At 55.1% G+C, this 12,834-nt stretch carries 11 protein-coding genes and 1 pseudogene; 9 read left to right on the top strand and 3 right to left on the bottom strand.

Annotated elements, in window-relative coordinates:
* Positions 1 to 157: 157 nt before the first annotated feature.
* From NXF97_RS01475 to NXF97_RS01460, 4 genes are all read left to right on the top strand, one after another.
* Positions 158 to 970, top strand: coding sequence for a MetQ/NlpA family ABC transporter substrate-binding protein (locus tag NXF97_RS01475; protein WP_274956198.1), 813 nt, complete (start codon positions 158 to 160; stop codon positions 968 to 970).
* A 478-nt stretch (positions 971 to 1,448) separates the two neighbouring features.
* Entirely contained in the window at positions 1,449 to 2,945 is a 1,497-nt protein-coding gene (gene trpE / locus NXF97_RS01470; protein ID WP_074009573.1) for an anthranilate synthase component I, read from the top strand.
* A gap of 3 nt (positions 2,946 to 2,948) precedes the next feature.
* Entirely contained in the window at positions 2,949 to 3,527 is a 579-nt protein-coding gene (locus NXF97_RS01465; protein WP_074009539.1) for an anthranilate synthase component II, read from the top strand.
* A 48-nt stretch (positions 3,528 to 3,575) separates the two neighbouring features.
* The gene (locus NXF97_RS01460; protein ID WP_274956197.1) at positions 3,576 to 4,880 is read left to right on the top strand and encodes a CapA family protein; all 1,305 of its coding nucleotides are present in this window, start codon (positions 3,576 to 3,578) and stop codon (positions 4,878 to 4,880) included.
* A gap of 98 nt (positions 4,881 to 4,978) precedes the next feature.
* Here NXF97_RS01460 and NXF97_RS01455 read toward each other — a convergent pair whose 3' ends face one another.
* Positions 4,979 to 6,130: a porin gene (locus NXF97_RS01455; RefSeq protein WP_274956196.1), complete on the bottom strand. Its 1,152-nt coding sequence runs from the start codon at positions 6,128 to 6,130 to the stop codon at positions 4,979 to 4,981.
* A gap of 296 nt (positions 6,131 to 6,426) precedes the next feature.
* A complete protein-coding gene (locus tag NXF97_RS01450) occupies positions 6,427 to 7,563 on the bottom strand; it encodes a porin (RefSeq protein WP_274956195.1) in 1,137 nt (378 codons plus the stop codon).
* 578 nt (positions 7,564 to 8,141) lie between these two features.
* Between NXF97_RS01450 and NXF97_RS01445 the strand changes: the two genes are divergently transcribed.
* From NXF97_RS01445 to NXF97_RS01425, 5 genes and pseudogenes are all read left to right on the top strand, one after another.
* Positions 8,142 to 8,705 carry a hypothetical protein gene (locus NXF97_RS01445; RefSeq protein WP_274956194.1) on the top strand — a complete coding sequence of 188 codons (564 nt, stop codon included), beginning with the start codon at positions 8,142 to 8,144 and terminating at the stop codon, positions 8,703 to 8,705.
* 57 nt (positions 8,706 to 8,762) lie between these two features.
* On the top strand, positions 8,763 to 9,719 hold the full coding sequence (locus NXF97_RS01440) for a Mu transposase domain-containing protein (RefSeq protein ID WP_274956193.1): 957 nt from the start codon (positions 8,763 to 8,765) through the stop codon (positions 9,717 to 9,719).
* Positions 9,720 to 9,728: 9 nt separating this feature from the next.
* Entirely contained in the window at positions 9,729 to 10,499 is a 771-nt protein-coding gene (locus NXF97_RS01435) for an ATP-binding protein (RefSeq protein WP_274956192.1), read from the top strand.
* A gap of 220 nt (positions 10,500 to 10,719) precedes the next feature.
* Positions 10,720 to 12,009, top strand: a pseudogene (locus NXF97_RS01430) (AAA family ATPase).
* Positions 12,002 to 12,304 carry a hypothetical protein gene (locus NXF97_RS01425; protein ID WP_274956191.1) on the top strand — a complete coding sequence of 101 codons (303 nt, stop codon included), beginning with the start codon at positions 12,002 to 12,004 and terminating at the stop codon, positions 12,302 to 12,304. The pseudogene NXF97_RS01430 and the gene NXF97_RS01425 overlap by 8 nt, the downstream one beginning before the upstream one ends.
* Here the strand turns inward: NXF97_RS01425 and NXF97_RS01420 are convergent.
* On the bottom strand, positions 12,292 to 12,768 hold the full coding sequence (locus tag NXF97_RS01420; protein WP_274956190.1) for a TIGR04076 family protein: 477 nt from the start codon (positions 12,766 to 12,768) through the stop codon (positions 12,292 to 12,294). The genes NXF97_RS01425 and NXF97_RS01420 overlap by 13 nt on opposite strands.
* Positions 12,769 to 12,834: the final 66 nt, after the last annotated feature.

Raw genomic sequence — 12,834 nt, 5'->3', positions numbered from 1 at the left:
GCACCGGAAACGTGCATGGATTTGGGGAGAGGACTGCACCAAAAAGGCGCATGCGGTATTACCACGGCACAGTAACGCACTTTGCCTTAAACTCAGCCGCACACAATTGAAAACCGGGGGATGCTTCCCGGTAAACCAACATTCGGAGAAAAAGACAATGCAGCGACGCACTCTCACGGCCGCCCTTTGCGGTGCAGCCGTTCTGGCTTTCGGACTCACCGGTTGCGGGGAGAAGGCCCCTGAAGCCCCCAAGGCCGTCACGCTCACGGTGGGCGCAACACCGGTGCCCCACGCAGATATTCTCAAATTCATTGAGCCCACACTCAAAAAAGAGGGCGTCAATCTGAAGGTCGTGGAATTTTCCGACTACGTGAAGCCGAACCTCGCGTTGTCCGATAAGGAACTCGATGCGAACTTCTTCCAGCACAAGCCCTACCTTGATACGTTCTCGGCGGAGCGGGGTCTGAAGCTCTCCGTTCTCTGCTCGGTGCACATTGAACCGATGGGCGTTTATTCCCGTAAGGTGAAAAGCCTCAAGGATCTCCCCGAAGGTGCCAAGATTGCGATCCCGAATGATCCCACCAACGGCGGCCGTGCGCTCAAAGTTCTTGCTGACGCCGGGCTTTTCGGGCTCAAGGATGGCGTGGGCGTGAAGGGGACGCCGGCTGACGTCATCAACAACACAAAGAACTTTCAGCTCGTGGAACTGGAAGCCGCAACGCTGCCGAGAACACTCGACGACGTTGACGCCGCGGTCATCAATTCCAACTTCGCCATGGGCGTGGGCTTAAATCCCGCCAAGGACTCGCTTGCGATTGAAGCCAAGGACTCGCCTTACGCGAACGTTGTCGCCATCCGCACCGGGGACAACCGTCCGGAATTGAAGAAACTTGCGGACGCCCTGCGTTCGCCGGACGTGAAGAAGTTCCTTGAGGAAAAATACAAGGGTGCGGTGGTGCCGGCCTTCTGATGTGCATTCCTGCATCCAACTAAAACGCCTTAGCCTGCTTGACGAAATGCATAAACCGGCTTTAAAGCCGGTGTAAGGCGGAAAAAGGGCTCCGCGCGGGCCCTTTTCTTTGGCACAATCTGCTGACTGCGTGAGGCTTACTCGCGCTTCATTTATCAACATTTCGGACTGTCATGACCAAACTTTCCTTTGCTGAGAGTTTTACCCGGGCAATCCGTGCCGCTAAGCCTGAAGGCTGGTATGCACGGGGGGCTTGGTCATGGCGCCGCTTGTCCTGACATCTTCCTGCGCGTTGCGTGTCGTACCAGCCGCAGTGCCTGCCGGCCTTCAGGGGTTTTTGTCCCTTCGCTGCCGGCCCCGTTTTCCTCCTTTGAAAACCCATTTTTTTTCCCAGGCCGCTTTGTGCCGTTATGTCTGCCCCGTGATCCACAGAGGGGCGGACGGCGGGTGACCGAGGCGGCTGAATCGGAGAAACCCGATGCTCACAGAAAATGAACTGAAAGCGCTTGCCGACGAAGGTTACAACCGTATTGCGGTGGTGGAGCAGTGCCTCGCGGACCTTGACACCCCGCTTTCGATTTACCTGAAACTTGCCAACCGCGCAGAGAGCTTCTTACTCGAAAGCGTGGAAGGCGGCACGCGCTTTGCCCGGTACTCCTTCATTGGACTGCCTGCACGCACGAAGATCACGGTGAAACTCACCGAAACCGGGCCCGTCACCGAAGTCATAACGGACGGCAAAGTAACGGAACGCGTGACGGACACCGATCCGCTCGATTTTATTGAGGCCTTTCAGAAGCGCTTCAAAATTCATACGCCGGCCGGATTGCCGCGCTTTACCGGGGGGCTTGTGGGGTACTTCGGCTACGACACGGTGCGGCTTATTGAACCGGGGAAACTCGGTAAACCGAAGGCAGACGACTTGGGCGTCCCCGACATCGAGCTTTTGTTGTGCGATGAACTCGTGGCGGTAGATAACCTCGCAGGGCGCCTCTACTTCATTTTGAACGTGGATCCCCGTGAACCGGACGCATTTTTGAAAGCCCGCCGCCGTCTGCGCTTTTTAAAGGAAGAGCTCGCTAAGAGTGTGCAGGCCCCTTATAGCGGCGCAGGCACCGCGCACGAAGCCGAGCGCCCCTTTAAAAAGGACGACTACTTAAAGGCCGTCATCCGCGCCAAGGACTACATTGCCGCCGGGGATCTGATGCAGGTGCAGATCGGGCAGCGTATTGAGCGGCCTTTTACCGAAAACCCGATCACGCTTTACCGGGCTCTGAGAACGTTGAACCCGTCCCCTTACATGTACTACTACAACTTCGGGGACTTCTACGTGGTGGGGGCCTCGCCCGAAATTCTCGTGCGGGAGGAAAAGCGGGACGGCCGCTTCATTGCCGCCATCCGTCCGATTGCGGGCACCCGTGCCCGGGGAGCGACGCCTGAAAAAGACGCGGCGTTGGCTCAAGAACTCAAAAATGATCCCAAAGAGCGTGCCGAACACTTAATGCTTATTGATTTGGCGAGAAACGACATCGGGCGCATCGCCAAGACGGGGACCGTGCATGTGACGGAACAGTACGCCATTGAACGGTACTCCCAGGTGCAGCATTTGGTGAGCCACGTTGAAGGCGAAATGAAGGACGGCATGACCCCGATGGACGTTTTAAAGGCGACATTCCCGGCGGGGACACTCACGGGCGCTCCGAAAATCCGCGCGATGGAAATCATCGATGAATTGGAACCGGTGAAGCGCGGCATCTACGGCGGCGCCGTGGGGTACTTCTCTTACGCGGGCGAAATGGATATGGCAATTGCGATTCGCACCGCGGTGATTAAAAACAAGGTGCTTTACGCGCAGGCGGCCGCCGGTATTGTGGCGGACTCCGTCCCGGAATTTGAGTGGAAGGAAACCGAGATGAAGGCGCGCGCCGTGCTGCGCGCTGCGGAAGAAGCCGAATTCGGCCTGCAGGGGAACTAGAAAATGCTTTTGATGATCGATAACTACGACAGCTTTACCTATAACCTCGTGCAGTACTTCGGGGAGCTCGGCGAAGACGTGCGGGTGGTCCGTAACGATGCGGCAGACGTGGCGGCCCTGGCTGCCATGAAGCCGGAGCGCGTCTGCGTTTCCCCGGGGCCCTGTTCTCCGAAAGAAGCCGGCGTAAGCCTTGAGGCGATCAAATATTTTGCCGGGAAGGTCCCGGTTCTCGGAGTGTGTCTGGGGCATCAGGCAATCGGCGAGGCATTCGGGGGCAAGATTGTGCGCGCCAAGCGCCTCATGCACGGAAAGACCGACGTGATTACCGCCGACGGCAAGGGCGTTTTTGCGGGGTTACCGGAAAAAATCACGGTTGCGCGCTACCACTCACTCGTGATTGACCGCGCAACGTGCCCGGCGTGCCTTGAAATATCGGCGGTCAGTGACGATGGCGAGATTCAGGGCGTGCGGCATAAGGAACTCATGGTTGAAGGCGTGCAGTTTCATCCCGAGTCGGTTGCGAGTGAATACGGGCACGAGATGCTCGCAAACTTCCTCAAAATGACGGGCGGCACGCGTTAACCGCTTTTGCTAATCTCTTCTCTGTAGCAACACAAAGGAGAAGAGGTTATGGCTGTCCGGATCATTGCGGCGGGTGACAGTTTTATCACGCGCCGGCTGCCCGAAAAGGGTTACGAAGGGTTTGAGGAACTCGCGGGGCTCATCCGTACCTTTGACGCGGCCTTTGTCAACCTCGAGTCCACCTTTCAGTGGCACGAGGGAACGCCTGCGGCCACAAGCGGCGGCACCTGGGCGATGTCGCCGCCGGAAACCTTGGATGACATCCGGCGCTTTGGGTTTAACCTCTTTAATACCGCGAACAACCACACCGGTGACTACAGCCAGGACGGGGTCTTGGCGACGCTGCGGCACCTTGAAGAGCGCCAAATGGTCTATGCGGGCACCGGCCGCAACCTCACTGACGCTACGCGCGCAGCCATGCTTGAAACGCCCCGGGCCCGCGTTGCAATGATTGGTGTTACCGCGACCTTTGCGCCGGAAGCTGCCGCTGGCACCCAGGGGCCCGATGTGAAGGGGCGTCCCGGTTTGAATCCTTTACGCTTTAAGCGCATCCACCACGTCAATGCGCAACACTTTGCAATGGCCAAAGAATTGGCGGACGTGACGCTCATTAATGCCGCCAAAGAACTTTCGATTGCCAACGGCTACACCAATCCCTTCCCGGAAGGTTCCTTTACGCTCGGAAACATTGAGTTTCGACTGACCGACGGCGCCGAACACGTGGAGACGGTGCCAAACGCCCGGGACCTCGCACGCATTACGGCAGAAGTGCGGGAAGCAAGGCGCCAGGCCGATGTTGTACTCGTTAGCCTGCATGCGCATGAGATGCGGGCGAGAAAAAGCAACGAACCCGCAGAGTTTCTCGAAACCTTTGCACACGCCGTGATCGATGCCGGGGCAAACGCCGTTATCGGGCACGGGCCCCATGAGATGCGCGGCATTGAACTCTATAGGGGCGGCGTCATTTTCTACAGTATCGGGAACTTCATCTTTGAGACCGAGACCGTGGCGGTGCAGCCGGCGGACGCCTTCTTAAACAAGGGCTTTACGCCGGAGACGAAGGTCGGCGAATACATGGATCAGCGAAGCCTTAACGGCACGCGTGGTTACGTTGTGCAGGAAAACATTTGGCGCGCGGTGCTGCCGGGCTTTACGGTGGACAATGGGCGCGTGACGGAAGTGAAGCTCTATCCCGTGGATTTGGGGCAGAAGTTGCCTCGATCGCAGCGGGGGCTGCCGCGGTTAACCAAGGCGAGGGAACCGATGCTCTATTTGGCTGATCTCTCCAAACCTTACGGCACGGAGATCACGGTGGATGAAGAGGGCGTGGGAACCGTCAGACTCAGAAACTGACGGGCAACGAAAAAGCTCCCGAACCTTGCGGCTTGGGAGCTTTCCTTTTTAAGCTCTGTCACGAGGGGCAGGGCTTATCAGCAATCACGCAAGTCGGATTAGAACTTGTGGATCATGCCGAGCAGGAATTCAACAGAAGAGGGTTCAACATCCTGCAGGGTCTTGCGTTCCACTTTATCCTTGGTATAGCCGAGGGAGGTATACATGCTGGTACGCTTGCTGAAGCTGTAGCTGTAGCCAACAGTAGCTGTGTAACGCTTAACGCTGGCATCGTTGCCGGCGGCATCATTGTCAACGGAGTCAGCGTCCATGTAGCCGAGGTAGGCGGCAGCCGTACCACCGAAGGCGGGAACACCGACACCGAGGCCGAGACCGAAGCCATCAGCACCATTGTAGGCGGTAGCGTCATAGCCGTCTTCGAACTTACCAACACCGGCATACTTCGCCCCCACCTTTTTGGCGTTCTTGAAATACTGGCCGCCGAAGTAGACCTTAGCAACCTGGAAGTCGTAGTTACCGCCGATGGTAACCGTCAGACCATCGTCCATAGCCTGGTTGGCAGCAGTGGACGGCCAAGTGGCGTAGTTGGTGCTGTCAACGACGCCGACGAGGGTGAGGCCGGCGCCAACGAACTTGGCACCAATGCCGTAGGCACGGTCGGCGCTGGATTCGTTTTCAACACCGGCAGCCTTGTCGTCTTTCTTCGTAGTGTACTGGGCATAAACCGTCAGACCACCAAACGACGGAGTCACATAAGTGACGGCATTGTCATAACGGCCAAAACCGTTGGCAGAGACAAACTTAAGGCCGCCGGTGGCATCACCCCAACCAGTAGAGAAGGGGCCTGTCACACCGAGAAGACCGTAGGAGCCAAGGGAGCTGGCGAGCTGGCCGAAACGACCGAATGCAACGCGACCAAAGGAGCCTTCAACAAAGAGCTGGGATTCACGGTCGAAGAGACGGCTACTGTTGCCGAGAGCACCGCTATCGGCGGCGAAACCGTTTTCAAGGACGAAGCCAACCTTAACGCCGTTACCGAGGTCTTCCGTACCCTTCAGGCCGAAGCGGGAGCCGCTGTTCGCACCGCTTCTAAGCTGTGTTGAATCAGTAGCATCCTGAGTAGGAACGTCACTGTCAAGGTGCTGATAGTTCAACGAATAATCGACCAAACCGTAAAGGGTCACGTCAGCAGCGACAGCGGAACCGGCAAAAGCGCCGAGAACAGCAACTGCAGCAAGTGTCTTTTTCATTTTAGGAGATCTCCAAAATTCTTAGCTAGCCGCCGGTGTAGTCATGCCGCTTCAAACTCTTGCAGTAAAAGCGGCCGCCAGCGGGCCTTTCTAGGCATCACCATTATGTGTTTAATCATTACTGCCTACAAATATTCGCAGATTTGTTAAAACGCCTACAGTATTAACCCTGAGACACAAATTGCACTTTTCTATGAAATGCAGGCAGGGCGCGGTTTTCGGGTATTAAAAAATCCCCTCAGACGTTGTTCTGAGGGGATTGATGTTCAATTAATAGCGTCAGCTGACGCAGTTAATTAGAACGAGTGACGCAGACCAACAAAGACGTTGGTGGAAGTCGGCTTGGTGGAAGTCGTGCCGGTGTCGATCTTGTCCTGATAGTAAGCTGCAACGGCGTAAACGTCGGTACGCTTGCTCAGATTATAGTCGTAGCCGGCAGAGATACCCCAGCGGGTGAACTCAAGATCCTTCTTGGCAACCTCATCCGAGGCTTCTTCTGCATTGCCGTAACCAACAGCGAACATAGCCTTGCCTCCGGCAACCGGAGCGTCAACACCGGCCATCACGCCGTAACCCTTGGCCTGGGTGAAGTTGGCATCACCGAAGAACGTGTAGCCGTCCTTATCAACATTCTTCGTGGCACCGGTCTTATCGAACATATTGTCGAAGTACTGGGCACCGAGGTAGGCCTTGGCAACACCGAAGTCATAGGAACCGCCGAGGGTGACGGTCAGGCCGTCATCAAGCTTTTCCATCTTGCCGTTGCTGGAATTCCAGTTGTAGGAATCCACTGTACCGACGAGCTTGAGAGCACCGGCATTAAACGTAGCGCCCAAAGCGTAGTAACGGTTCGAATCACCCTTGTTTTCGGTACCAGCCACCTTCGTGTTCATGTCAGAGGAGTACTGAGCATAAACGGTGAAGCCGCCGAAAGTCGGGGTCTTATAGACAACGGTGTTGTCCATGCGGTTGTAGCCGACCATGTAGGTGGAGCCTTCAACAGAACCACCCCAGCTGGTGCCGAACGGAGAGAGGTTACCGGTCAGACCGTAGGAGCCGTTGCCGCTCGTGAGCTGGCCCATGCGGCCGAAAGCAATTTCACCGAAGGAACCGCGAACAAAGAGCGTGGACTGACGGCCGAAGAGGCGGTTGTTGTTGCCGAGAGCACCGGTATCAGCGCTGAAGCCGTTTTCGAGAACGAAACCGACTTCCACGCCGTTACCGAGCTGTTCAACACCCTTCAGGCCGAAACGGGGACCTGCTTCAGAACCGGAAGCCATCTGCAGCTTGTCGGTAGCGCCGGCAGCCGTGTCCGGATCGGAGTGGGTGTACTGCAGACCAAGGTCAACAACGCCGTAGAGCGTGACATCGGCAGCGAGAGCGGAACCGGCGAAGGCGCCGAGAACTGCAGCTGCAGCAAGAGTCTTTTTCATTTGAGGAGATCTCCAAAATATGAATTCTTTGCTATCCGCCGGTGCAGGATAAGCACAAAAGCCTTTCCTGAAAAAGCCAGCGGGCCCTTTTTCATCAGGCCCCTCATTATTAACAGCAGAACATGAGGAGACAACAAAATGTACACATGCAAAGGGATTAGGGTGGGATAACCCTGAGAAAAAACGGGGACATAGTGCGAAAGGCTTAATAGAAGTTAATAAGGAACTAACCTTATAAACAGACCGTGCTTTATTTGAAGAACGGTTCAGCTTTTTCTAATGCTCAAGCATGCATGGCGGTAAACGGCCGTTTAGCCTGTTTGTTTCCTGAACAAATAATCAAGGTTCAAAAGCATGCCGTTTAATCACACTGATCTTCTGGCTTTTCTTATTTATTGGCACGGCGCTTCTCAAACACTGGGACGGGGGTTTCTTAAAGATTGGGACAGAAGCCTAAATTTTTGATTCTTATCTACTGGGACACTGATTCTTAACCATTGGGACACAGGTACACACATTCCGTCCGCTAATGATTGATGCTAAACAAAAAGTGCTCTTGTTAACCTACAGGAGGCTTTATGCAAAAGCATCAAATTGAGCACATCAGGGCTGTCTTGCAGGCCCTTGATGAAAACATGTCCTATCGTGAGATTGAAGCATGGCTTCATATCTCCAAAACCGCAGCAGGCCGCATCAGGACGGCGGCAGTCAATTCCGGTTTGTCTACTCAAGAACTTTGCGGGCTGGATGATGAAGAACTTCAAAAGATCTTTTATCCGCCGACAGGCAAAGTACGTGTTGATCCGGACTGGGAACAGGTTCACAGCCTTCTCAAACGAAAAAAGGTCACACTTCAAATGCTTTTCGCCGAGTACGAAAAGCAGGCTGAAGGGGAAACCTACACTTACGCGTCATATTGCAGACGCTACAACGAGTGGAAGCAGGCCAACGGCATTTTCCGTATCGAAGGCAACACACAACGCTTGCCCGGCGAGAGAATGGAAATCGACTTTGTCGGTGATGACATTCCCTGGGTTGACTCCTATGGAGAGATCCACAAATCGAGGCTCTTTGTCGCGACATTGCCCTTCAGTTGCTTGATTTTCTGCAAGGCTTACCAGGATGAAACACAAGCCAGTTAGCTCGACGGCGTCATCTCAGCCTTGGAATACTTCGGAGGCTCTCCCCAGGTCCTGGTCATGGACAATGCCCGAGCCCTGGTTCAAAGAGCTCACTGGCATGAGCCTGACATCCAGCCGGCAGTGCGCTCAGTCTGCGCTTACTACTCAATGCAACCATGGGCTTGCCGGCCGGCAAGCCCCAAACAGAAGAATCGGGTAGAAGCCGCTGCCGGGGATGTTGAGCGATGGATCATCGCTCAACTGACTCTGCACCAGCCGCATATTCTGGCTCCGGATATCGATACGCTTAACAGCCTGATTCGCAGGCGCATTGATGAAATCAATGCCCAGCCGTTCAGATCCAAAGGCTCAACCGGATCACGCCTCCAGAAATATGAGGAAGAAGAACGATCCTGTATGCGGGCTCTGCCGCCGTTGCGCTACGAACTGGGGCAATGGCGCTTGCTCGTTGCTGACAAGGCACACTGCATTCGTATCTCTTCTGATGCCGGGCACCGCTACAGTGTTCCTGCCGCCTATGCGCATAAAAAAGTTGCTGTGCGCATCTGCAGTGACACTGTCGAGATTTACGATCCGGACAGCAATCAAATGCTGGGGCGGCACATTCGCTGCACGAATCAGCATGGTGAGAAAACACACATTCTTGAAGAACACCTGACTGCGGCAGAAAAGAGTTATCGAAAGACTCCGGCTGACTGGATAAAGATTTTCATCCAAAAAGGATTCTCCGAAGCCTTGGCAGATCGGCTGGTATCTGTGCTGCAGGACAAACAGGGCAAATTTCCCGGCAGCCGCACTTGTTGCGCACTTCTGAGGCTTACCAAAACCTATACGCCGGCCATTCTGCGCAAAGCCGTAGCGCAAGCTCTGGAAGACGATGTCGTGAGCTACCGCTACATAAAGCTGCTCAGTGAAAAGTACAGCGTTGCTGCGGCTACTAACCGCAGTCTCTTTGTCAAAGAAGCAGAGCCGGTTGACATCCGGCACGAAAACATCCGCAATAACTATGAATAAGGAACAGAAATGACTACGTCATTTATTGATTTGAAGCCGCTGTTTAAGCGGTTGCGCATGAGCAGTGTCTGTGAGCATGCCTGGGAACTGGACAAGGATCCCGCAACAGCCGCCCTGACACACGCTCAATGGATCGAAACCCTCTTGAGAGCTGAAATCGTCCGCCGTGAAGATAAAGCGCTCAAGCGTCGCATTCAGGATGCCCAAATTCGCTACGTCGATGCCTGCTTCAGTGACGTTGACTATGACCCCGCCAGGTGTCTGGATAAGGCATTCATTGCCCAGCTGGCCAGTTGTGACTGGATCCGGCACCACCAAAACCTCATCATCACCGGGAAAACCGGCTGCGGTAAGACATGGATGGCATCAGCCGTGACAAGGGCGGCTTGTTTAGCCGGTTTCACTGCCAGAACATACCGACTTGCTCACCTGCTGGCTGCAATTAAGGCCGGAGAAACTGCTCTTTTGGAATACAGGAAGCTCAGTAAAGAGTTGGAACAAGTAGACCTCTTGGTTCTCGATGATTGGGGAATCGGAACCGCTGACCGATCAGCTCTGGCCGGCCTGTATGACATCATAGACAAAAGGTGTCACTGTAAAAGCACGCTGGTTGTCAGTGTGCTGCCGGTAAGGCATTGGGCTGAATTTCTTAACGATGCGACACTGGCCGATTCAATTTTGGACCGACTCGTTAAATCCAGCCATAGACTGGAAATGGACGGTCCTTCCATGAGAGATAAAGCACAGTACGGAGCAATTCCAAGAATTAAACGCGACTGATTGAACCGATAACACGACTTTCCCACCGCTCTCCCGGCCTACGGCCCACTTAGTAGGGTGAGCGGCCGGGAGAGCCGTGGAAAAGTCTGCGCTGTCCGTACGCCGTCGTCCTGCGTTCCTCCAATAAAAAAGCGCCGAAGCTTAACTCGCTCGGCGCCGTAACGGACTGTCCCAATGTTTGAGAAAGGGGGGGTCCCAATGTTCGATATACACCGTCCCAATGTGTGTGAAATTCCATCTTCCGCTACTTCCCACGTTTTCCGATTTTCCGACCCTGCGTAAGGTCGGTGAACTCTACTGCGACTGCTCCGTGCAAATTGCGGAGCTTGCTGCCCGTAAACCTGGACTCTTTTATCTCGGCCGCCCGAGAATGTTCGGGCGCACGTTTCTTTTGACCACACTGAAGGCGCTTTTTAAGGAGGGTGCCGCGGTGTTTGAAGGGCTTGCCGGCGAAGGCCTCTGGCACGAGAAGCCCTGCGAAGTCGTGGAAATCCAGCATATGAGTCTGTGTGCTCATTTCTCATCAGACGAAGACTTCCGGAAAAGACTGCAGTCCTACATCCTTCGGACCTTTGAGCCGTACGGTTTTAACCGGTAGGATGACGTCGGCAGCCGCTCCTTTTGGTATGCCTTTGGACAGTGGCTCGAGAGACAACCGCCCCAAAGCATCGTGCTTCTTATCGATGATTTCGCGTTCCCGTTTATTGACACGGCTGACAGCCATGGGTTTCGAAGCGAAATAGCGTCGGAATACACGGCGTTTTTCGAATGCCTCCGAGAGAACGAAGACCGCCTGCGGTTTTTGCTGATGACCGGAACCACCCGGTACATTACGACGGGTTTTGACTGGGTGTTCCGGTGGCTTACCGACATCACGTTTGACGCGGACACAAGTGACATCGTCGGCTTTACGCGCAAAGATCTTGAAACCACTTTTTTGCCGTGGGTTCAACGGGCGGAGCAAACGACAGGCTTAACGCCGGTAGACGTCATGGATCGCCTTGAAGCCTGGTACGGAGGCTGGCGCTTTTCTTTTGAGGAAAAGCCGCCGGTGCTGTGTCCCTGGATGGTTAACTCCTATCTTCGTGATCCCCACGAACGGGTAGAGGTTGACTGGCAGTGCTACGGGCGGCAGCGCACGGTCGTTCTGAAATTTCGGGATGCCTGGCTTGAGCGCAATATCCTGACGCTCACGGACACCATAAGGCTCACGAAAAAGGAACTCACCGAGCACGAGACAGACCGCGACTTCCGCATCGAACTTCTGATGGCGCAGGCCGGGTTTTACACAATTAAAAGCGTGGACCGGGAGCGCATGGTGACGCTCAGATGGCCCAACGCCGAAGGGCGCCGGGCGATGCTGGCAAGCCGCGCCCACCGTCTGCTCGGCCGGACCATGTTTGCGGGCTGGGCTCGGGCTGAAGACGTACCGTCCGATCCCCTGGCTGCCGCCGACTACTTTTCAATGCTCATGAACGGAATTTCCCGGCAGAGGTTTTTCGGTGACTGACGCTTTTTACTGTCTGCGGTATCTCGCGGTCCTGCTTGCCGATCACGGTTTTGCCGTTGAGGTTTCAACGGACACGGATCCCATGGAACTGAGACTTGCTTCCCAAAAGCGCCCTGCCGTGTTTCTTTTTGCCTGGGCGGTCTTGGAGGAAGACGTTGAGACAGCTTTATCCGCCCTTGAACGCCGGATTGCGCAGCGGCCGGAGGAGAAAGGCGATCCGGTCTTTCCTCTCATTTGGTGCGAGGAGACGGAACGCTTTGTTTCCCGGGGTGCATCGGAGCATCAGCCCGTGTAGGCGTTGTCTTTTGTGTTGCGGCAGTTTTGCTTTGCGAGCCACTCACGCTCTTCTTCCGTTTCCGGAATATCAATGCGCTCAATTTTGAAAATCACCGGACGCGTGCCGTCGTTGCAGCAGGCGATCATCATGCGGTCGTCGTTGGTCCACTTGCGCATGATGGTCCCACCCTGAAGCGCCGCGTAGATGTAGCGGCTCACCGCGTACCAGGCTTCCGCGCACGGCCAGTTGCCGCCGCCCACGCGCGTAGCCTGACCGAGATGATAGAAGCTGTCGTTTTCCGGCGTGCGCTCAAACAGAAACTCCTGTCCGGCTTTAAAGCAGGGACAGGGGCCGCTTTCGGAATCGGCGAGAAACTTCTTCTGCAGGTCCGGAAAACACTTCGTCTCGAGGACCGTAACTTTGCATTGATACTGCAGGGTCTTTTCTCCTGTGGGTACGTTTTCCATCATCGTGCCGACCATGGCGCACTTGTGTCAAGTGAGCTTTACGGCAAAGATTTCAGGTGACATTTACCGTGAAAGCGCGTA

The organism is Duodenibacillus massiliensis, from assembly GCF_928721995.1.
GTDB classification, from domain to species: domain Bacteria; phylum Pseudomonadota; class Gammaproteobacteria; order Burkholderiales; family Burkholderiaceae_F; genus Duodenibacillus; species Duodenibacillus massiliensis.
Note: the sequence above shows the minus strand (reverse complement) of the source record. Positions and strands in the feature narration are given on the sequence as shown.